Source organism: Chryseobacterium sp. IT-36CA2, from assembly GCF_949767875.1.
GTDB lineage: Bacteria > Bacteroidota > Bacteroidia > Flavobacteriales > Weeksellaceae > Chryseobacterium.
The window spans coordinates 146,881-168,153 of sequence record NZ_CATKPG010000011.1 but is presented as its reverse complement, the minus strand read 5'-3'; the positions used below and the strand labels follow the sequence as shown (position 1 = coordinate 168,153).

At 35.9% G+C, this 21,273-nt stretch carries 18 protein-coding genes; 5 read left to right on the top strand and 13 right to left on the bottom strand.

The genetic code is table 11. From position 1 onward, the window contains the following. Positions 1-223: 223 nt before the first annotated feature. The 10 genes from ACM6F9_RS01610 to lpxB form a co-directional block, all read right to left on the bottom strand. The gene (locus ACM6F9_RS01610) at positions 224-889 is read right to left on the bottom strand and encodes a DUF6048 family protein (RefSeq protein WP_414844114.1); all 666 of its coding nucleotides are present in this window, start codon (positions 887-889) and stop codon (positions 224-226) included. Next, positions 855-1,331 (bottom strand): DUF6452 family protein, encoded by a 477-nt coding sequence (locus ACM6F9_RS01605; protein WP_414844113.1) that lies wholly within the window; start codon positions 1,329-1,331, stop codon positions 855-857. The genes ACM6F9_RS01610 and ACM6F9_RS01605 overlap by 35 nt, the downstream gene beginning before the upstream one ends. A gap of 75 nt (positions 1,332-1,406) precedes the next feature. Further along, positions 1,407-2,813, bottom strand: coding sequence for a 23S rRNA (uracil(1939)-C(5))-methyltransferase RlmD (gene rlmD, locus ACM6F9_RS01600; protein WP_414844112.1), 1,407 nt, complete (start codon positions 2,811-2,813; stop codon positions 1,407-1,409). A gap of 160 nt (positions 2,814-2,973) precedes the next feature. Further along, on the bottom strand, positions 2,974-4,515 hold the full coding sequence (locus ACM6F9_RS01595) for a TlpA family protein disulfide reductase (protein ID WP_414844111.1): 1,542 nt from the start codon (positions 4,513-4,515) through the stop codon (positions 2,974-2,976). A gap of 310 nt (positions 4,516-4,825) precedes the next feature. Next, on the bottom strand, positions 4,826-5,593 hold the full coding sequence (locus ACM6F9_RS01590) for a succinate dehydrogenase/fumarate reductase iron-sulfur subunit (RefSeq protein WP_062675785.1): 768 nt from the start codon (positions 5,591-5,593) through the stop codon (positions 4,826-4,828). 23 nt (positions 5,594-5,616) lie between these two features. Next, complete coding sequence (locus tag ACM6F9_RS01585; RefSeq protein WP_414844110.1) at positions 5,617-7,629, bottom strand: fumarate reductase/succinate dehydrogenase flavoprotein subunit; 2,013 nt, start codon at positions 7,627-7,629, stop codon at positions 5,617-5,619. Positions 7,630-7,644: 15 nt separating this feature from the next. Continuing rightward, positions 7,645-8,307, bottom strand: coding sequence for a succinate dehydrogenase cytochrome b subunit (locus ACM6F9_RS01580; RefSeq protein WP_414844109.1), 663 nt, complete (start codon positions 8,305-8,307; stop codon positions 7,645-7,647). A gap of 145 nt (positions 8,308-8,452) precedes the next feature. Continuing rightward, complete coding sequence (locus ACM6F9_RS01575) at positions 8,453-10,222, bottom strand: ComEC/Rec2 family competence protein (RefSeq protein WP_414844108.1); 1,770 nt, start codon at positions 10,220-10,222, stop codon at positions 8,453-8,455. A 141-nt stretch (positions 10,223-10,363) separates the two neighbouring features. Then, the gene (locus ACM6F9_RS01570) at positions 10,364-11,455 is read right to left on the bottom strand and encodes a glycoside hydrolase family 99 protein (protein WP_414844107.1); all 1,092 of its coding nucleotides are present in this window, start codon (positions 11,453-11,455) and stop codon (positions 10,364-10,366) included. Positions 11,456-11,496: 41 nt separating this feature from the next. Next, positions 11,497-12,600, bottom strand: coding sequence for a lipid-A-disaccharide synthase (lpxB, locus tag ACM6F9_RS01565; protein ID WP_414844106.1), 1,104 nt, complete (start codon positions 12,598-12,600; stop codon positions 11,497-11,499). A 78-nt stretch (positions 12,601-12,678) separates the two neighbouring features. On the opposite strand from lpxB, the gene ACM6F9_RS01560 reads away from it, so the two are divergent. Continuing rightward, positions 12,679-13,188 (top strand): DUF2480 family protein, encoded by a 510-nt coding sequence (locus tag ACM6F9_RS01560; RefSeq protein ID WP_414844105.1) that lies wholly within the window; start codon positions 12,679-12,681, stop codon positions 13,186-13,188. Positions 13,189-13,299: 111 nt separating this feature from the next. After that, positions 13,300-13,959 (top strand): DUF937 domain-containing protein, encoded by a 660-nt coding sequence (locus ACM6F9_RS01555; RefSeq protein ID WP_414844104.1) that lies wholly within the window; start codon positions 13,300-13,302, stop codon positions 13,957-13,959. Between the two features lie 59 nt (positions 13,960-14,018). Here the strand turns inward: ACM6F9_RS01555 and ACM6F9_RS01550 are convergent, their stop codons facing one another. Beyond that, complete coding sequence (locus tag ACM6F9_RS01550; RefSeq protein WP_002976304.1) at positions 14,019-14,138, bottom strand: 30S ribosomal protein THX; 120 nt, start codon at positions 14,136-14,138, stop codon at positions 14,019-14,021. 147 nt (positions 14,139-14,285) lie between these two features. Next, positions 14,286-15,680 (bottom strand): MATE family efflux transporter, encoded by a 1,395-nt coding sequence (locus tag ACM6F9_RS01545; RefSeq protein WP_414844103.1) that lies wholly within the window; start codon positions 15,678-15,680, stop codon positions 14,286-14,288. 112 nt (positions 15,681-15,792) lie between these two features. On the opposite strand from ACM6F9_RS01545, the gene ACM6F9_RS01540 reads away from it, so the two are divergent. The 3 genes from ACM6F9_RS01540 to ACM6F9_RS01530 all read left to right on the top strand — a co-directional run bounded on the left by ACM6F9_RS01540 (position 15,793) and on the right by ACM6F9_RS01530 (position 19,880). Beyond that, positions 15,793-16,155, top strand: coding sequence for a hypothetical protein (locus ACM6F9_RS01540; protein ID WP_414844102.1), 363 nt, complete (start codon positions 15,793-15,795; stop codon positions 16,153-16,155). Positions 16,156-16,292: 137 nt separating this feature from the next. Next, positions 16,293-18,047 (top strand): aspartate--tRNA ligase, encoded by a 1,755-nt coding sequence (gene aspS, locus ACM6F9_RS01535; RefSeq protein WP_414844101.1) that lies wholly within the window; start codon positions 16,293-16,295, stop codon positions 18,045-18,047. A 501-nt stretch (positions 18,048-18,548) separates the two neighbouring features. After that, complete coding sequence (locus tag ACM6F9_RS01530) at positions 18,549-19,880, top strand: M12 family metallopeptidase (protein ID WP_414844100.1); 1,332 nt, start codon at positions 18,549-18,551, stop codon at positions 19,878-19,880. A gap of 78 nt (positions 19,881-19,958) precedes the next feature. Here ACM6F9_RS01530 and ACM6F9_RS01525 read toward each other — a convergent pair whose 3' ends face one another. Then, positions 19,959-21,227: an adenylosuccinate synthase gene (locus ACM6F9_RS01525; RefSeq protein WP_414844099.1), complete on the bottom strand. Its 1,269-nt coding sequence runs from the start codon at positions 21,225-21,227 to the stop codon at positions 19,959-19,961. Positions 21,228-21,273: the final 46 nt, after the last annotated feature.

The following is a 21,273-nucleotide window of genomic DNA, read 5'->3' as shown; positions in this document are numbered from 1 at the left end:
GCCATGATTTATAAGAATATTCACTTTTAAGATACTTATTTAAATTCTTAATCCCCCACAACAAAAAGGAAATATAAATGCAAATACACCAACATATATCACATAATAATTAAAAATACAAAAAAAACATTATACATACTTTCAAAATAGGACAACAATTAAAAAAAAAGCAGCCCCGGGAAAATTTCCCAGGGCTATTTGATTTATTTAAAGTATCTTTTATTTAGAACTTATATGCAATATTCCACGCAAATCCCATATTAAATTTTGAAGAACTTTTTCCAAATCCAGGAACGATCATCGGAGAGATATCATCCTGTTTGGAAGTATATACCATATATCTTGGCTGCATATTTACATCGATATAGAAATTGGAACTGAACAACTGTACTCTACCCCCTATGGTTCCTTCGAGCCAAAAAGAAGACTGCGATGATGAAGGAAAGGCTTCAGAAGAATTACTTCCACCAAATCCACGAATGGGAACCGCCATATATTCCTGGTTATAAAATGCCCCTGCAACTTTTCCACCGGCATAAAATCCGTTGAATTCATTTTCGGAATCCTTTGCCAGCATATAGAACGCTCCTAACTTAACGAAAGGACCACTTGCCTTAGCATTATAACCATTTTTCTGATATACGTTCTTCTCAAAACCAGCTTCCGCAATGGCATGAACATTTCCTCTGAGTTTTGAAGAAATAAATCCCTGGTATAGCTTTCTATCTGAAAAGAAACCCGCTCCGGTATTCAATACATCAAGGCCAACCATAAAATTGGGCTCATATTTTTCATGAACCTTTTTCTCTGCTTCCTTTTTTTTGTCTTGTGCCCAGCTTATTATTCCAAATAAACTAAAAAGAAAGGTAAAGATTAGTCTTGTCTTCATTCTCTATTTGATTTTGTCCGACATCCACTTTCTGAACAGGATTCGGAGTTACTAATTCTGAGGTTAAACTCTCGTAATATTTTTTGATGCCACATCCAGGAGAAACATAGGTTGATTTGGTACCATATTTCACTCTCACTTTAGATTCCGCTCCTTTATCAGCTAATCTGAAATAGACATCTGTGTAAGGTGATGTATCTACTCGTAAAGGAATTAATCTTGAATCAATTTTCGTAAGTTTCCCCAGCTGCACTTTTCCGGCACCATAGTCTACTGCTACATACAGTGAATCCAATGTAATTTCTTTTCCAGTATCCATTGATCTGAAAGCGACCTTCATTCTGGGTGTTCCTTCTCCACTTTCGCAAATATCATCATCTCCTCCACAGGAAAAAAGCATTCCTAAAAAGCAGATTACTATGAGAAATTTAAAATACTTCATCTGTACATTTTATTTTATTTGGTCAGACGGAACTGACGTTTCATATTACAATTTGAAATTCAAATTTAAATAAATTTATTTTTTAATCAACAACGCGATGTTCTCAACATGGTGCGTCTGCGGGAACATATCTACCGGTAAGATCTTTACTAAAGTATAATGATCTTTCATCAAAGCAAGGTCTCGCGCCTGTGTTGCGGAATTACAGCTTACATAAACTACTTTTTCCGGTGAAAGCTTTATGATCTGTTCTACGACTTTCTGGTGCATACCGTCTCTTGGTGGATCTGTGATCAAAACATCTGCTTTCGGATGATTTTCTAAAAACTCGTCATTAAAGACGTTTTTCATATCTCCACAATAGAACGTTGTGTTGGTTAAACCATTCAATTCAGCATGTTCAATTGCCGCATCAATTGCTTCCTGAACGGATTCGATTCCGATAACCTGCTTTGCATTTCTTGCTACGTATTGAGCAATTGTTCCAGTTCCTGTGTATAAATCGTAAACAACTTCATCACCTTTTAGATCGGCAAATTCAAGCGTTTTTCTATATAATTCTAAAGCTTGTTTGTAATTGGTTTGAAAGAAAGATTTTGGTCCTATCTTAAATTTCAATCCGTCCATTTCTTCCATAAGGTAACCATCTCCGAAATATACATTGATATTTAAATCATAAATAGAATCATTCTGCTTAGGATTAATAGCATACACCAACGTTTTTATCTGTGGGAATTGCTCTAACAAATAATCAAAAAGCTGAGTGCGGTTTTCTTTTTCTTCTCTGTAAAGCTGGAAAAGAACCATCCATTCTCCTTTGGAGTTTTGTCTCATCATTAAAGTTCTCAGGAAACCTTCCTGGCTTTTCACATCAAAGAAATCTAACCCTTTGTTCTCAGCAAATTTTTTAACTGTCAAACGAATTGCATTCGACGGATCTTCCTGAAGGAAGCATTCTTTTAAATCTAAAATCTTACTCCACATTCCCGGAATATGGAAACCAAGAGCATCTCTGCTTCCGAAATTTTCTTCAGAACTGATTTCATATTGAGTTAGCCATCTAGCATTAGAAAAAGAGAATTCCATTTTATTTCTGTAGAAATATTGTTCTTCAGCGCCTAAAATCGGAACAGTTTCAAAATCTTCAATTCCTCCAATTCTTTTAATATTATTGTAAACTTCTTCTTGTTTAAAATCAAGCTGCTTTTCGTAGCTCATATTCTGCCATTTGCAACCACCACAAGTTCCGAAGTGAATACATTTTGGTTCAACTCTGAATGGTGATTTCTCAACTATTTCTTTTACTTCAGCCTCAAAATATTTTGACTTTGATTTTTTAACTCTTGCATTTACAACGTCTCCAGGAATCGCACCGGAAACCAAAACAGTTTTTCCTTCTTCAGTTTTTCCGATAGCTACTCCTTTTGCTCCTGCTGCGAAAAGTTTAATATTTTCGAGAATTACATCTTTCTTCTTTCTCATATCAATTTCTTGTGATGAAGATAGCTTTCTACTCTATACTTCATCTATTTTCTATTTTTTCTAATAAACTGTGAAACCTTTCAGTTCCAATTTCGTTTGCAAAAATACAATAAAAAAAACCTTATCCGAAGATAAGGTTTCTATACTGTGTTAAAGTTTACTATTTTGTTGGAGCCGGCTGTGGATTTGCTGGCTGTGGAGCTTGCTGCATTGCAGAAGGATCAAGCTGTAATTGCGGCTGCATTTGAGCATTTGGCTCTACTTTTGGAGCTGCAAGACCTGTCTGCTTGTCAAGAATCGTTACTAATTCCTGCTCACCAAGGTTTACAAATGATCTGCTGGCAATTTTACCATCTTTATCAATGATTACAAAGCAAGGCAATTTGAATCCATATACACCATATTTCTTAGCGATATCAGAGTTAAGACCTCCTTCTCCGTAAACATTCACTCCCTGAATTCCTTTTAAAAGAGAGTTACTTGTTTTAATGAACTGATCTTTTGTATCATCTACGTTTACAAATACAAAATTCATTTTAGATTTATAGAAGTTTACCACTTCTTTTAATACGGGCACTGTAGCTTCACTGATGTAAGGATTCCATGAAGCATAGAAGAATAGCATATAAGGTTTCCCTTTGTTTTCAGAAAGGTTATAAGCTTTTCCGTCCTGTTTTGCTAAAGCTGCTTCAGGAGCGGCATCACCGATTTTAAGTCCTGTAATCGCTACCTGCATTTTTAAAAGATCACTTTTAATAGTAGCATCTTTAATATCTGAATCAATAATTTTTTTGATTTTATCAATGTTTGCAGGTGTAGTCGTAGGATGAATATCAGCCTGAGCCATTACAAATGCTAAAAGATAGTCTTTTGCAGTTTGAGATAAATCTTTCTTTGTTTTTAAGTACTGAGCAAACATCTCAGAAGTTGTAATTCCTGTTTTTCCTTTGCTGTTTGCTTCCGCATATTTCTGGAAATCCGGAGTCATTTTTACAAGAAGATATTGTCTGTAAAGAGGGATTGATTTCACCATCGCTTCTTTATCAGTTTCTAACTGAGTTTCATAATCTTTGAAAGCTTTAGAAGCTTTGTAAGATGGATTACCAGACATTGGTCCGTGAGACATCTCATAGTTGGCAAGCAAATTAAGAATAGTCACCTTTATATCATTTTTCTTCCACTCAAGAAGTCCTTTGCTTGGGTTATTTTTCTTTGCTAAGTCGTCTACATTTTTATTAATATCAGCTTCAACTTTATGCATTCCTTTCAAAAATGCAGCTTCGTCTCCGCCCATTAATCCTGCTAAGTTAACTTTGCTGCCATAGTCTGCCAAGAACTTCATACTTGCTGTAAGGAAGTCGTTGTTCTTTTTAGCATCTCCGGTGATTATATATTCATTTGGGAAAGTAGCTCCGTTTCCTGAAATATTTACTTTTTGTCCTCCTTCAAGATAAATCAGGTTTTGTCTTCCTGCATAGTTGATTACGTACATTCCATCTTTAGGAGCTTCAAAGCTTCCTGAGAAATTTCCGTCTTTATCTAAACCAATATTAATCAAAGGCAGCGTTCCTACTCCTGAAGCTTCTACAAATTCAATTCTTTCTAATGATGAGCTTCCAGTAATTTTTCCTTTTACTTCTACTTTTTTTGAACAAGACATCACAAAGAATGTGATGATAAACAATAAAAGATATTTTTTCATTTCAATTTTTAATATTACACAAAAATACGCTTTTTAGGGCTTGCTAATTCACACTAATTATTTTTTTTGAAAATTTTATTATTGCCGTTCAAAAGAGGGTATTCCAATTATTTTAACCCTTTCTTTTTGAATAGCATGCTGTATTTAAAAGTTTTTAAAAAACAATTCAACTGCCCTCCAAATATATACTTATTAAATAAAGAATGACTAAAACCTATCAATAAGTTAACAAACTTTAACAGGGCTTAGCATTTCATAAAAAAATCGCCTCCAAAAAATGAAGGCGATTTTTTATGTATTTGAATCAATTCTATCCTTGATCTACTAGAGCAGCCATGTATTCTCTGTTCATTCTTGCGATGTTTTCAAGAGAAATACCTTTTGGACATTCTACTTCACACGCTCCGGTGTTTGAACAGTTTCCGAATCCTTCTTCATCCATAGCTTTCACCATGTTCAGAACTCTTCTCTTAGCTTCTACTCTACCTTGCGGAAGTAATGCATACTGAGAAACTTTAGCTCCTACGAATAGCATTGCAGATCCGTTTTTACATGTAGCGACACAAGCTCCACATCCGATACAAGCTGCAGCATCCATTGCTTTGTCTGCATCTTCTTTTGGAACCGGAATAGCGTTAGCATCCAGTGTATTACCTGAAGTATTCACAGAAATGAAACCTCCTGCTGCCATTACTCTGTCGAAAGCACTTCTGTCTACCATCAAATCTTTGATAACAGGGAAAGCAGCACTTCTCCAAGGTTCAATAACGATCGTCTCTCCATCTTTGAACATTCTCATGTGAAGCTGGCAGGTAGTGATACCTGTATCCGGCCCGTGAGCTCTACCATTGATGTAAAGAGAACACATACCGCAGATTCCTTCACGACAGTCGTGGTCGAAAGCGATAGGTTCTTTACCTTCGTTAATTAAATTTTCGTTCAGGATATCTAACATCTCTAAAAATGAAGAATCTGTAGATACATCTGATATTTTATAGGTCTCAAACTGACCTTTAGTTTTACTATTTTTTTGTCTCCAAATTTTCAGCGTAAGATGTAAGCCTTTTTTTGCACTCATAATGTTATATTTTAGGTTGGAGATTATTTATAACTTCTAGTTTTAACCTCGATGTTGTCATATATCAGTTCTTCTTTATGCAACACTTCTGTGTTGATATTGTCACCCTGATATTCCCAAGCTCCGACGTATTTGTAGTTTACGTCATCTCTTTCCGCTTCTCCATCCGGAGTTGAGTGGTCTTCACGGAAATGTCCACCACAAGATTCATTTCTGTGTAGTGCATCGATAGCCATTAATTGTCCAAGTTCAAGGAAGTCTGCTACTCTGAATGCTTTTTCAAGCTCAGTGTTCATTCCTTCTCCTTCTCCCGGTACTTTTACGTTTTTCCAGAAATCGTTTCTTACTTCTTCAATTTCTTTGATCGCTTCTCTTAATCCTTCAGGAGTTCTTCCCATTCCTACTTTATTCCACATAATGTTTCCTAATTGTTTGTGGAAGTGGTCTACAGAATGAGTTCCTTTATTATTTAAGAAGAAGTCAATTTTTTCTTTAATTCCTTTTTCAGCTTCGTCGAACGCTCCTGAAGTGGTAGGAATCGCTCCTGTTCTGATGTCTGCAGAAAGGTAATCTGCAATCGTGTAAGGAAGTACGAAATATCCATCAGCAAGACCCTGCATCAATGCAGAAGCTCCCAGTCTGTTTGCACCGTGGTCAGAGAAGTTAGCTTCACCAATTACGAAACATCCAGGGATTGTAGACTGAAGGTTATAATCAACCCATACACCACCCATTGTATAGTGAACGGCAGGATAGATTTTCATTGGAGTTTTGTAAGGATCATCTGCAGTAATTTTTTCGTACATTACGAATAAGTTACCGTATTTCTCCTCTACCCAGCTCTTACCTAAATCGTAGATCTGCTGATCTGTAGGATTATGAATATGTTTTTCGATAGCGGATTCTTTACCTTTTTTCATGATCTCTGTAGAGAAATCAAGGTAAACTCCTTCCTGAGTATCATTATTTTCGATTCCGAATCCGGCGTCGCATCTTTCCTTAGCTGCTCTTGAAGCAACGTCTCTAGGTACAAGGTTACCAAACGCAGGATATCTTCTTTCTAAATAATAGTCTCTATCTTCTTCTTTAATATTTTCTGGTCTTAATTTACCTTCTCTGATGGCTACTGAATCTTCATGTTTTTTAGGAACCCAGATTCTTCCTGAGTTTCTTAATGATTCAGACATCAAAGTCAGTTTAGACTGCTGTGTTCCGTGAACAGGAATACAAGTCGGGTGAATCTGTACGTAGCAAGGGTTTGCGAAGTAAGCTCCTTTCTTGTGAATTTTCCATGCTGCAGAAACGTTAGATCCCATTGCATTGGTAGAAAGGAAATATACGTTTCCGTATCCACCTGAAGCAATAACTACAGCGTGAGCTGAATGTCTTTCGATCTCACCTGTAACAAGGTTTCTTGCGATAATCCCTCTTGCTTTTCCATCAACAATTACAAGATCAAGCATTTCATGACGGTTATACATCTTGATTCTTCCTTTACCGATCTGACGGCTCATTGAAGAGTATGCCCCTAATAATAACTGCTGTCCTGTTTGTCCTTTTGCGTAGAAAGTTCTTTTTACCTGAACCCCACCAAATGAACGGTTATCTAGCTGACCGCCGTAATCTCTACCGAAAGGAACCCCTTGGGAAACACACTGGTCAATAATATTTGCAGAAACTTCAGCTAATCTGTAAACGTTAGCCTCTCTTGCTCTATAGTCACCACCTTTAATGGTATCATAGAATAATCTGTAAGTAGAGTCACCATCTCCCTGGTAATTCTTAGCTGCGTTGATCCCTCCCTGAGCTGCAATAGAGTGTGCTCTTCTTGGTGAATCCTGGTAGCAGAATGCTTTTACATTATATCCCTGCTCAGCTAATGTAGCTGCTGCAGAACCTCCTGCCAAACCTGTACCTACAACAATAATATCAATCTTATCTCTGTTGTTTGGTGCAACAAGGTTCATATGGTCTTTATGATTTTTCCACTTGTCTTTAAGAGGACCCGCTGGAATTCTTGAATCTAATTTACTCATACTAGTATATTGATATTATTGAGTTATAAAATGGAAAACTGCTACGATGATGAATCCTGCAGGAATAAGGATTGAATACCATGTTCCGAAAGCTTTGATCACCGGCGTATATTTTGGATGTCTTGCTCCAACAGACTGGAATGAAGACTGGAATCCGTGTGCTAAGTGTAATCCTAGTAAAACAAAAGAGATCACATACAAAGCCACTCTCCAAAGATCAGCAAACTTCTCATGAAGTTCCGGCCAGAAACGTTCTGCATCAGGAGTCAATCCTTCTACATACTTGTAATTAATTTCATGCAACCAGAAATCATATAAGTGAAGCGCTAAGAAAGCTAAAATAACAGCTCCGGAAATAATCATATTTCTGGACATCCATGAAGAATTCACTGATGCGTTGTTTGCTGCATACTTTACCGGACGCGCTTTATTATTCTTGATTTCAAGCACAAATCCCATTACGAAATGGAAAATTACTGCAAAACCAAGAATAGGCTGCATTAAGAACTGCACAAAAGGATTATAGCCCATGAAGTCTGATGCGGTGTTGAATGCATCCTTGTTCAGAACTGATAACAAATTGGTCGTCAAATGCAGTATAAGAAAAATCAGCAAAAATAGAGCTGATAATGCCATAGCATATTTTCTACCTATCGTAGAACTCGTTAAACCTGCCATATAAGTTTAAATTTGAATTTCTACAAAATTAAGAAAGTTTAACAATATCGAAAAGTGAGAAATCTCACAATTAGGCAGTTTGTAATCTTTCTAAATAAGAATCTCATACATTATAAATGCAGGAAAACGTATAAATTATAAAGCCCTATTTGAGATTATAAACCTGATCTCTGAAAACTACCTTTTTAGTAGAGGGCGGGAAGGATTTTATTTCAAAATAATCCACTCTTCTTGCAGAACAATAAGGATTTATAATATACCTTAGAACTTTCGCCTTATTTTCCATGTCAGAGATCCAAAAACAGATTTTATCTCCTCTTTTTACAGAAAAAACTTTGCTTTTACCCAAAGAATAAATCAACACCTCTTCTTTCTGATTTTCAAAGATATTACTTCCGATTCTTATCATCAGAAACGCAATAATAGCCATCATCAACTTCATCAGATATTTAAAATTGAACTTTAAAATAACCGGTCTTAATAAATAGACTACCATCAAAACCGACAGTACTTCAACCCCATTCATAGGAATATTTTCAAAGAACAAAAAATCTACCTCAGCAAACCAATGGATTGCTTTCAACAGAATCTGAATAACAAAATCATATACCAGGTTCATTATTTTAAAATCAATTCCGAATGCAATAAAACCAGTCATTATAAATGAGAAAACAATAATAATCTCGGAAAAAGGAACAATGACAAAGTTGGCAATAATGGATATGAATGAAAACTGATGAAAATAATACAGCACCAAAGGAAGTGTTGCCAGCTGTGCTGATAAAGAAATTGTAATGGTATTGAACAAAAGTTTTTTAAGATAGTGATCCTGCTTTGGAAAATGTTTCAACAAAGGCTGATTCAGCCAATAAATTCCTAAAACAGCTAAAAAGCTAAGCTGAAATCCTACATCAAAAAGCTGCTGTGTATCTCCAATTAAAATAAGAAAAGCTGATAAAGCCAAAGAATGAAGCAGATCAGGTTTCCTCTGAAGCAATACGAAGACAAAATAAACATTCAGCATGATACAGGATCGCAAAACGGAATTTCCAAAACCAATAAAAGCGGCAAACAGCCAAATAAAAACCAAACTTAGAATAACTGCATATTTTCTGAATTGTAAAGGAATAAAACGAATCAATAGAAAATAAAACATCCCAAAAATGACCACAATGTGTGTTCCCGAAATGGCCAGAAAATGAACCAGTCCGGACTTATTGAAATCCTGAACTGTTCCTGCATCAATCTCAGTTCGGTCTGCCAGAATAATACCTTTCAGAAACTCTTTGGTTTTTTCAGAAATAGAGGTTTTATCAATTTTCTTAAGAGCCGTAAATCTATATTGCCGGAGTTGATCTACCAGCGTTAAGTCGTTTCGTTCTGCAGATACAATTTCTTTTGAAAGGTAGATCTGCTCATCAATATGCTTTCTTTTCAGATATTGAACATAGTTAAATTGAAAATCATGCTGAGGAGCTTTAGGTTTTGTAATATAAGCTTTCGCTTTGTAGTAGTGGGTAAAATCCAACTCTTTTATCTCTCCCGGAACATATACAATGGAATTAAAATTGGCATTGCCTATCTGTACAGTTCCTTCATATTTTTTATATTTTTCTGTTGTATTTAACTTTTGAGAAATTTTAAAAGCAACCGTTTCTTTTTTTAAAGATGAATAAACATCATCCACAGAAGTATTATAATAATGAAGAACAACCCCTGCTCCAAAAAACAAAAGTGTAAGTAGGGCAACTTTGATTTTTTGCAGAAAATAAGAATGAAAACAAATTGCCGTAAGTATGACCAAGCACATTGCAATTACTGAATAAAATGCAACACCATCCAACACCATCTTATCCTGAAAAAAAATTCCAAGAATAAAAAATATTACCAGAATAAGAAGGGGCTGCTTTTGCAATTTCAATTAATTATCAAGGGAAAATAGATAATTAATCAATAGAATATGATCTCTCAGCTAACTAAAAAACATCCCGTTATGCATCAAAAGCATCAACGGGGCACTTAATTTTTTATGGTAAAATTCAGGATTGAAAGTATACTATTTCTTTTTCAAAAATTTATCCGTCAAACGTTTTGTTTCTTTAATATAAAATAAAGGATCTTTCCCATAATCTTCATATTTGAAATCTCCTGCTTTTTTAGGAATGGCAGGCTCTATCTGTGTTCCTTCATGCCATTCATTGAACGATGTAATTCCAATAAAATCCGGATTTACTTTAACAGCATCATCAAACATCTTTTCGTAATATTTCCCATTGTCTCTGCTTTTGAAATTCGCTTCGTTCCATGGCCGTATTCTTGTATCGGAATAACCTGGTCCTACACAAGGAATAAAAATCAGATGATGGTCTTTAGCATAGTTGGACATGAAATCCCAATTAGCAGCTGTACTTCCATATACAAAACCCTCGCTGGCAAAATAGGTATAAAAGCCATCAAAACCTGCTGAATCAAAGAATTTAGCATCATCTTTTTCAACCCAAAGACCAATATAAAGCGCATCTAAATCTGTATTTCTGACTGTTTTTTCTCCATTTTTGGATAGCATTTTTGCCCACTCTTCTTTAGAAATTTTATAGCTGTCATATACATAAAACAGAGGTTTTCCGTCTTTTTTATAGAAAGCATGATGCTGGGAATACGTTTTTACAAGATAAAAAAGCTGTTCCTTTAATTCTGAAGTATTTTTATAAAACGGCTCAATGTGGAATGCAATTTTTAAATCAAAACGATCTGCAATATCCAGGTATTTGATTAGACTTTTATCCGTGAATGAATCTTTTCCCAACCAGCTTACTACAACCACTCCCACTCCGGATTCTTTGATCATTTTCATGTGTTTTTCAATGATTTCTGCATCATTGGAGCTATAATTTCCAAGTGCCGGATAAAAATTAGCACCAATATCATCTCCTCCTTTATGATGTCCCAGATTATTCCATTTCGGATTACTCCAGTGGGGAAGAATTTCATGGTTCCAATGTTGATAGCTTCCGTCATTTGCCGGATTTCCATACCAGCCATAATAGAATATCTGTACTTTCTCTCTTAAATTGTCTTGTTGGGCAGAACTATTTGAGAAAAACAATGTAAATGTCAGTAATAACAGGAAACGGGTACAATAATTCATCGTTAAAAAGTAGATTAAATTCTCAGAAGTTATGGTAAAAATTACACTTTCAAGATCACCTCAGCAGCATGATCACTGGCTCCTTTTCCTCCCAATTTTTCTCTCAGAAGATTGTAATCATTCAGAACCTGCTCTCTTTTTTCTCCTGACAAAATTTTATTAAGTTCTTCCACCAGATTTTTGGTGTTCAGATCATTTTGAATCAATTCTTTTACCACTTCTCTATCCATGATCAGGTTTACCAGAGAAATGTAATTGATATTTTTCACTAATCTTTTAGCAATGGCATAAGAAATTTTGCTTCCGCGATAACAAACCACTTCAGGAATGTTCAGTAAAGCGGTTTCCAGAGTAGCTGTTCCCGAGGTAACAAGAGCTGCTTTGGAGCATCTTAGCAAATCATAAGTTTTATTGGATACGAAATGAACATTATCATCCACATATTTCTGATAAAATTCTTTAGGAAGGCTAGGTGCTCCGGCAATCACAAACTGGTAGTTTTTAAAATGCGGTCTTACGGAAAGCATTATTTCCAGCATCTTTTCTACTTCCTGTTCTCTGGAACCCGGTAATAATGCAATGATTTCTTTTTCATTCAGTCCGTGGTCAGATTTAAAATTTTCAATGCTGATTTCCTGAAGATCTGAAATAGCATCCAGCAAGGGATGACCTACAAAATGAGAGTGAACGCCATGTTTTCTGTAAAAATCTTCTTCGAAAGGAAGAATGACCATCATTTCATCCACATATTTTTTGATAGTCTCTACCCTGCCTTCTTTCCATGCCCAAAGCTGTGGAGAAATATAATAAACGACTTTAATTCCAAGTTCCTTGGCAAATCTGGCAATCCTTAGATTAAAGCCAGGATAATCCACTAAAATCAGAACATCAGGTCTGTTCTTCTGAATATCCTCTTTGCAGAATTTGATATTATTCAGAATGGTTCGTAGGTTCATCACTACTTCCAGAAATCCCATAAACGCGAGATCTCTGTAGTGTTTTACCAGTGTTCCGCCCTGAGCTTTCATCAGATCACCACCCCAAAATCTGAACTCCGCATTAGGATCTTTTTGTTTTAAGGCTTTCATCAGGTTACTTCCGTGCAAATCACCTGAAGCTTCTCCTGCAATAATATAATACTTCATTTCTATAGTAAGGATAGAGAACAAATTAAAATAGATATGATCTTAATTCGTAAATTTGTTCAAAGATAATGATAAAAAATGTCAGAAGAATTTGAAATCCGGAATAAAGTTGCTGAAAGCGGCCTTATCAATTTTGACTTAGCCACTTTACTTCCAAAAGGGGAAAGAAAGGGAATTAACCTGAAAGATTTTCTTTTCCAGGAAATGATCCTGAAAGAAAAAGATTTCCGTGAAAAGGTAGAAGCAATAGATATTGAACAATATAAAGATTCATATATATACATTTACAACTCTGTAGATACCATCATCCCGCTTTGGGCTTATTTTGTATTGACAGCAAAACTTACAGATGTTGCAAAAAAAATAGTTTTCGGAAACCGTGAGGATCTTGATGTTATTTTAATGCACAATGCTATCCAAACTCATGATTTTGAAGAAATGAGAGGAAAAAGAGTTCTGGTAAAAGGCTGCTCTGATAAAGATATTCCGGAAAATGCCTATATAGAACTTGTGGAACAGTTAAAGCCGATTGTAAAATCTCTGATGTTCGGAGAAGCATGTTCCAACGTTCCTATCATTAAAAACTAAGACCTTCTGAAACATACTCAAAAACTTTAACAATAATTATGAAAGCCTGTCATTTTGCGAGGCATATTTTTTGATAACTTTGGTTCACTTAATACTTAATAAACACAAAAAATGAGTTTAATTGACCTACTTACAGGAAACACCAGCAATCAGGTTGCTGAACAGGCTGAAAACAAATTCGGAATCAGCAAAAATCAGGTAATCGCTTTATTAGCTGTAGCTACCCCCCTTATTATTTCTTATCTTAGAAATAAATCTCAGGATGCCAAAGAAGCAGAAGCTTTAAATAGTGCTTTAGATAAAGACCACAACGGAAGTATTTTAAATGACGCTTCTCAGATCGAATCAAGACAAGCTGAAGGCGGATCTATTCTTGGTCATATTTTTGGTGATCAGAAAAGTAATGTTGAAAATCAGTTATCACAGAATACAGGAATTTCAATAGATAAAATAGGTCCTATCCTTGCCATGCTTGCACCTGTAGTAATGGGTTATATCGGACAGCAGAAACAACAGAGCAATGTAGGAGCAGGTGGTTTAGGAGATCTTTTAGGAGGAATTCTTGGAAACGCTTCCAACCAGGCGCAAGCTCAGCAGTCTAATCCTTTGAATGACATTCTTGGAAGTGTTTTAGGAGGAGGCGGACAGTCTCAATCATCAGGAAACCCTCTGAACGATATACTTGGAAGTGTATTGGGCGGTGGTGGAAACCAACAACAAGGCGGCGGCGGATTAGGCAGCATCCTTGGAAATATTCTTGGAGGTAAATAATTAATTTAATTTTTATAAAAAAAGACCGGAGACATGATCTTCGGTCTTTTTTATTTGGATTACTTTTTAGATTTTTCTTCAGAAGCTACAAAAGATTTTGAGGCTTTTTTAGGTCTTCTTTTTCCATAACTTCCGGAATTAATCTTTCCTCTTCTTGATTTTTTGTCTCCTTTTCCCATAGTAATAAGTATTTGTTGTTATTACGAATTTAAAAAATACCGAACTAAAATCCAATTAATGAAGCTGTTAAAGTTTTATTAAAAGGCTAGCTTAAATATTTCAGACCGCCAGTGCTTCCCTATTGCAGTTTCCAGCACGTATCTCTTCTACACTTTTATCGTCTTCCATTTTCCTTTTCTAAATAAGATAAAGGCAACAATAGTAATCAGGGTTTCTGCAGCAGGAATTGAAATAAAGACTCCTTTTGGACCCATGTCAAGATATTTGGATAAAAAATACGCCAAGGGTATCTGAAACAACCAGAATCCAAAAAGATTAACCCATGTAGGCGTCCAGGTATCCCCCGCTCCATTGAATGCATTGATCATCACCATCCCGATTCCATAGAAAATAAAACCTACACTCATAATCTGAAGAGCATTTTTTGCAAAATCTTTAATAGCCGGTTCCTGAGTAAAGAAACCAACTAAAAAATTCCCCATCAAAAGGAAAATCAGACTTACGATCAGCATAAAGATAACATTATATTTCACGGTTTTCATCACCGACTGTTCTGCTCTCAGCATTTCATTTGCTCCCATATTCTGCCCAACCAACGTAGAAGCAGCATTGCTCAGTCCCCATGCCGGAAGCATAAAGAACATCATTAGCCTTAAAGCTGTCTGATAACCTGCTGATGCATTTTCACCCCCGGTAGTTGCTACAAGCTCTGCAAGGAAGATCCAACTGCATGAAGCTATAACAAACTGGAAAATTCCCGGAGTTGCAATTTTTATAATGGATTTGATGAGTTCATAATTCGGTTTAAAATAAGGAAGTTTAATTCTTATCTGAGTATCAGCTACCAAAAGATGATACAATTGATAAATAACCCCGATACTACGTCCTATTGTTGTTGCCAGTGCTGCTCCGGTCAAACCCAAAGCAGGGACAGGCCCCAAGCCTTTTATCAGAATCGGGCAGAGAATGATATTGGCAATATTGGCTATCCATAAACTTTTCATGGCAATCATTGCATTTCCTGCCCCTCTAAAAATACCATTGATTAAAAATAAAAGCATGATAATCGTACTGCTTCCCATCATAATTCTGGTAAAATTCTTTCCGTAGGCTGCTGCTTCCGGTTTTGAACCCATCAGAATCAGAATTTCTTCAGCATAAACCACTCCCAATAAACTTAAAATAAAAGTAATACCGAAAGAAACGAGTAATACCTGTGCAGCACTTCTGGAAGCCTGTTCAGGATTTTTCTCACCAATTCTCCTTGCCACCAAAGCGGTTGCCGCCATACTCATCCCAATTGCAATGGAATACATTATAGAGAGTACAGATTCGGTAAGACCTACCGTCTGAATAGCGAAACCACTTTCTTTCAGATGACCGACAAAATAGAGATCAACAAGCGCAAATACAGATTCCATAGCCATTTCCAGCATCATAGGAATGGCTAAAAGCAATACAGCACTTCTGATATTTACTTGCGTAAAATCAGTTTCTTCACCACTGAAAGCTTTTTTCAAAAATTCAACATATTTTGTCATTTTGTAATCAATAATTTAGATAATCCCAAAAATACAAATCCAATTATTAGAAAAACTTAGCAATTGGTAATAAAATTTAATTTAGATTTGTATATTCTTAAAAATTATCCTTATGAAAAAAATAATCTCTACTACTTTTCTATTTGGAATGTTACTGTCTGGTAGTATGTTATCTGCCCAGAAGATGAGTCAGGAAAAGATGAAAGCCATTTATTCTGATGATATAGCTACTTTTAAAAAACAGTTTGTCCCGGGAGATTACAACAAATGTTTTCTTGTTGGAGATATACTTTATTCACCTCTTGGTTTCAGTGTAATGTCTGACAGAAAGAATATTATCAACTTTCTTTTAGATAACAAGGCTAATGTGAATAAAAAGTGTCAGAACAAAACACCTCTTGAGGTAGCTGATGAAACAAAAGGCAGTGAAGAAGTAAAGAGGATTCTAATCGCAAAAGGCGGTAATAGAGTTTAAAAAATCTAAAAAGAGCATATGAAACTTCCGAAAGGGAGTTTTTTTTATTTATAAAACCTGCAAAAATCTTATCTTTGCCAACGAAAAATTCAAGGTTCGGAATTGAACCTTAAACATTGAACTTTAAACAAATAATTATGTTTCGATCACACACCAACGGAGAGCTATCTCTGAAAAATCTGAATGAAGAAGTTACACTATCAGGATGGGTACAGACTATCCGTGATAAAGGATTTATGATTTGGGTAGATCTTCGAGATCGTTACGGAATTACCCAGTTGGTTTTTGACCAGGACCGCTCTTCCGCACAATTGATGGAAGAAGCAAAAAAACTGGGCCGTGAATTTGTGATTCAGGCTACCGGAAAAGTTATTGAAAGAGTAAGCAAAAACCCTAATATTCCAACCGGGGAAATTGAAATTCTGGTAGAAAAACTGACGATTCTTAACGATTCTCAACTTCCTCCTTTCACTATTGAAGATGAAACTGATGGTGGTGAAGAATTAAGAATGAAATACCGTTATCTGGATATCAGAAGAAATCCGGTAAAAGATAAACTGATCTTCCGTCACAAGATGGCACAGAAAGTAAGAAATTATTTATCTGAGGAAGGTTTCATTGAAGTGGAGACCCCTGTTTTGATCAAGTCAACTCCAGAGGGAGCAAGAGACTTCGTAGTACCAAGCAGAATGAATCCAGGACAGTTTTATGCATTACCACAGTCTCCGCAGACCTTCAAACAGCTTTTGATGGTAGGTGGAATGGATAAATATTTCCAGATTGTAAAATGTTTCCGTGATGAGGATTTAAGAGCAGACAGACAGCCGGAATTTACACAAATCGACTGTGAGATGGCTTTTGTAGAGCAGGAAGACGTTATGAACGTGTTCGAAGGAATGACCAAAACGCTGATAAAAGATATTACGGGTCAGGAATTCGGAGATTTCCCAAGAATGACGTTCGCAGATGCGATGAGAAAATACGGAAATGACAAGCCGGATATCCGTTTTGGAATGGAGTTCGTAGAACTGAATGAACTGGTAAAAGGAAAAGACTTTAAGATATTTGATGATGCAGAATTAGTTGTCGGAATCAATGTAGAAGGATGTGCAGAATATACGAGAAAACAGATCGATGAACTTGTTGATTGGGTAAAACGTCCTCAGATTGGAGCTTCAGGATTGGTTTGGGCTAAATTCCAGAATGACGGAGTGAAAACCTCATCAGTGAACAAATTCTATAACGAAGAAGATTTAGCAAAAATCATTGAAAAATTCGGAGCAAAAGAAGGAGACTTAATGTTGATTCTTTCCGGAAACGAAAATAAAGTAAGAGCTCAGCTTTCCGCATTGAGAATGGAACTTGGAAACCGTTTGGGATTAAGAAAAGGAAACGAATTTGCACCACTTTGGGTCGTTGATTTCCCTCTATTGGAATTTGATGAAGAAAGTGGACGTTACCATGCGATGCACCACCCTTTCACTTCTCCAAAACCGGAAGACATCCACTTATTGGAAACTGACCCAGGAAAAGCAAGAGCGAACGCTTATGATATGGTTCTGAACGGAAACGAAATCGGAGGTGGATCTATTAGAATTTTTGACAGAGATCTTCAGTCTAAAATGTTTGATTTATTAGGTTTTACCAGAGAAGAAGCTGAAGCTCAGTTTGGATTCCTGATGAATGCATTCAAATATGGTGCTCCGCCACACGGAGGCTTGGCATTCGGGTTTGACCGTTTGGTAGCTATTCTTGACGGAAACGAAGTGATCAGAGATTATATCGCGTTCCCTAAGAACAATTCAGGACGGGATGTAATGATTGACGCGCCTGCTTCGATTGCTGATGCACAGCTCGACGAATTAGAATTACAATTGAATTTAAAAGCATAAATGTAAAGCGGGGTATTTGCCCCGCTTTTTTTTATATCCGAATTTCAGTAACCTTTAACATTCCAAGATTGTATACTGACAATATTGCTTACAAAACAATATTCATAAAACAACGCTATTTTAAGTTCATATTATTATAAAAATCAATAATTTTTATAAATTCATCAATAAAACCTATTTTAATACAGCATAATGTGCAATTACATTCACTATATCAAATATTTGTGAAATAATTAAATTTGAAATTTAATAGTAAAAAATAAAACATTATAAATTAATCAACGAAATTATTACACCATTTAAACAAGTACACAACAAAACAATCATTATATTATGTTATATTTAAATATAACTTATTATTAATATATTTACAACATACAGCTGGGTTATAATGAAGACTTAATAAAAATTAGAAATTAACTTATTTTGTAATCTTTTGCGTAGGGTAATACAATAGCTGTTCATATTTACAACCTGATCACCAAACCAAAATTAAATAATATGAAAAGCAAACTATTACTATTATCAGGATGCCTTGTTTTGGCACTGAATTCATGTAGGACGGATCTTGAAAATACACAGACAGATTCAATAGACCCAAAAACAGAAAACTTAGCCAATGCAAAGATTCACAAATTATTAATTGACGGAAAATACACGTATGTCAATGAAGTAAATGGAGAGTATTTTTATGCAGAAGACATTACCATTAGCCCAGAACAGTTTAATATATTACAGAAGCAAGCCAATTCTGAAACATCAACAGCAGAGAAAAGCACCATTGTAAGCTCTTTTATTAAGACATGGCCGAATGCAACCGTCTATTATACATTACCCAGCCAGGGAAGTCTGAGTACTCAGAATTACAATACATTCCTTACCAATATCAACAAAGCGTTTGATATGATTTCTTCTCAAACCAGTATGCAATTTGTTGAACGAACCAATCAAACAGAATATATCACTTTTACGTATACTACAACTAACAGCTCTCCACTTGGATGGCAAAAAAACAGAGTGAACGGTATTAAAATTTACAATACCACGTATCCTGCAATTATTGCTCACGAAATCATGCACTCTATGGGAATCATGCACGAGCAATGCCGTCCGGACAGAGATCAGTATATTATTGTAGATGTAAACAAAGCCGTAGAAGGAAGCCGTCATAATTTTAATCTTTATAATGATTACGCAGGACACGGCGCATTTGATTTCGGGTCTGTGATGATGTACCAGTCTACAGACTTTGCTATAGACTCAAGTCAGCCTGTAATGACTAAGCTGGACGGATCTACATTTACCAAGCAGCGAACAGGATTGTCTGCTGGTGATTATGCTGGAATCAATCATTTGTATGGACCGGTTAATTCCTCTTCTGCAATCAACGGAACTTATACTATGACCACAGCTTTAGCAAGTGATAAAAATTTAGATATTTCCGGAAGTTCTACTACAGACGGCACCAGCATCATTCTGTATTCAGCTTCTACAGGGAATAATCAGAGATTCACATTTACAAAATCAGATCATGGTTATTATACTATCAAATCTATATTAGATCCTACGAAAGTATTAACAGTAAAAAGTAACGGAACAACAAATGGAACAGCTGTTGAATTAAGAACCAATTCCAATACAGATGCTCAGAAATGGTTATTATTCAATTTAGGAAATAACGGATTTGGATTTGCTCCTAAGAATGCACCAGCCTTGAGATTAGAGGTGAAAAATGGCTCAACAACCAATCTAACTCCTATTGTAATTGGTACGACTGATCAAACAGTTCAGCCTTCTACAAAGCAACGTTTTATACTTACAAAAGTTAATTAATCATTTCACACAAATAAAGAGGTTAGGAAATTTAATTCCTAACCTCTTCCCTTTTTATATGATTGTGTTTTATAATTATTAAATCATTTTTATCATCTGTTCCCTTCCTGGCCCTGTTGAAAGGTAAGCTACCGGAATCCCTAATTCCGCTTCCAGAAATGATAGAAACTCATTCACTTCTTTTGGCAGTTCCGAAGAACTTTTCATACCAGAAAAATCAGCTTCCCATCCATTCATCCATTTCAGGATTGGTTCTCCGTTTTCCGGAAGTAATCCTGAGACCGCTACCCTCTCTCCACTTTCCAGTTCATAATGAGTACAGATTGCCACAGATTTCAATCCGCTTAAAACATCTGCTTTAGTTAAAACCAGCTGAGTAACTCCATTGATCATCACAGCATATTTCAAAGCAGGTAAATCCAGCCAGCCTGTTCTTCTTGGACGTCCGGTATTGGAACCAAATTCATTTCCTTTTGTTCTGATTTCCTCACCTAATTCATCAAACAGTTCTGTTGGAAAAACTCCGTTTCCTACTCTTGTACAGTAAGCTTTTGCAATTCCAAATATCTCACCGATCTTTTTCGGTGAAATACCTAATCCACTGCTTGCACCTGAAGCCGTAGTTGATGAAGAAGTCACATAAGGATACGTTCCGTGATCAATATCCAGCATGGCAGCCTGAGATCCTTCTGCCAATATTGTCTTTCCTTCAGCCAAAGCATTATTCAGATATATTTCAGTCTCCGTACATTTAAATCTTTTCAGAAAATCAACTGCTTCAAAAAATTCATTACTTATTTCCTCCAAAGAAGGAAGTGTCATGCCTCCTGCGGTCAACATCTTATAATCTCTTGTTAAAATATGCTGTACTCTGCTTTTAAAATCCGGAGCAAACATGTCCCCTACTCTTACATTCTGTCTTAAAATTTTATTAGAATAAGCCTGCGCAATTCCGTTTTTGGTAGTTCCGATCGTGGTATACTCAGAACTTTCCTCCATAAAAATATCCAAAAGCTTATGGGTAGGCAGTACAAAGTGAGCTTTCAGCGAAATAATAATATTGTTTTCCGGCTGAACCGTTTCATCAAATACCTGAAGATTCAGAATTTCTTTTTTAAAACTTACAGGATCCAGAACGGTTCCTGTTCCAATTACATTCTGTACACCTTTCATAAAGATCCCTGAAGGAATCATTTTAAGTGTGATTCTGCGTCCGTTCCTTTCTATACTGTGTCCAGCATTAGATCCACCATTAAAACGTGCTGTAATGTCATAATTTTCACTGATGAGATCAATAAACTTTCCTTTTCCTTCATCACCCCATTGTAATCCTAATACAATATCCATATTCGTACTTTAAATTTTATGAAGCAAAGCTATGACAGTCAGACAG

What these genes read in the sequence shown, in the direction of transcription:
- ACM6F9_RS01540 (WP_414844102.1), top strand. Translation starts at nt 15,793, where the DNA reads ATGAAAAAAATAATCTCTACTACTTTTCTATTTGGAATGTTACTGTCT.
- ACM6F9_RS01605 (WP_414844113.1), bottom strand. Translation starts at nt 1,331, where the DNA reads ATGAAGTATTTTAAATTTCTCATAGTAATCTGCTTTTTAGGAATGCTT.
- ACM6F9_RS01560 (WP_414844105.1), top strand. Translation starts at nt 12,679, where the DNA reads ATGTCAGAAGAATTTGAAATCCGGAATAAAGTTGCTGAAAGCGGCCTT.
- ACM6F9_RS01570 (WP_414844107.1), bottom strand. Translation starts at nt 11,455, where the DNA reads ATGAATTATTGTACCCGTTTCCTGTTATTACTGACATTTACATTGTTT.
- aspS (WP_414844101.1), top strand. Translation starts at nt 16,293, where the DNA reads ATGTTTCGATCACACACCAACGGAGAGCTATCTCTGAAAAATCTGAAT.
- rlmD (WP_414844112.1), bottom strand. Translation starts at nt 2,813, where the DNA reads ATGAGAAAGAAGAAAGATGTAATTCTCGAAAATATTAAACTTTTCGCA.
- ACM6F9_RS01530 (WP_414844100.1), top strand. Translation starts at nt 18,549, where the DNA reads ATGAAAAGCAAACTATTACTATTATCAGGATGCCTTGTTTTGGCACTG.
- ACM6F9_RS01580 (WP_414844109.1), bottom strand. Translation starts at nt 8,307, where the DNA reads ATGGCAGGTTTAACGAGTTCTACGATAGGTAGAAAATATGCTATGGCA.
- ACM6F9_RS01525 (WP_414844099.1), bottom strand. Translation starts at nt 21,227, where the DNA reads ATGGATATTGTATTAGGATTACAATGGGGTGATGAAGGAAAAGGAAAG.
- ACM6F9_RS01550 (WP_002976304.1), bottom strand. Translation starts at nt 14,138, where the DNA reads ATGGGAAAAGGAGACAAAAAATCAAGAAGAGGAAAGATTAATTCCGGA.
- ACM6F9_RS01590 (WP_062675785.1), bottom strand. Translation starts at nt 5,593, where the DNA reads ATGAGTGCAAAAAAAGGCTTACATCTTACGCTGAAAATTTGGAGACAA.
- ACM6F9_RS01545 (WP_414844103.1), bottom strand. Translation starts at nt 15,680, where the DNA reads ATGACAAAATATGTTGAATTTTTGAAAAAAGCTTTCAGTGGTGAAGAA.
- ACM6F9_RS01610 (WP_414844114.1), bottom strand. Translation starts at nt 889, where the DNA reads ATGAAGACAAGACTAATCTTTACCTTTCTTTTTAGTTTATTTGGAATA.
- ACM6F9_RS01555 (WP_414844104.1), top strand. Translation starts at nt 13,300, where the DNA reads ATGAGTTTAATTGACCTACTTACAGGAAACACCAGCAATCAGGTTGCT.
- lpxB (WP_414844106.1), bottom strand. Translation starts at nt 12,600, where the DNA reads ATGAAGTATTATATTATTGCAGGAGAAGCTTCAGGTGATTTGCACGGA.
- ACM6F9_RS01585 (WP_414844110.1), bottom strand. Translation starts at nt 7,629, where the DNA reads ATGAGTAAATTAGATTCAAGAATTCCAGCGGGTCCTCTTAAAGACAAG.
- ACM6F9_RS01595 (WP_414844111.1), bottom strand. Translation starts at nt 4,515, where the DNA reads ATGAAAAAATATCTTTTATTGTTTATCATCACATTCTTTGTGATGTCT.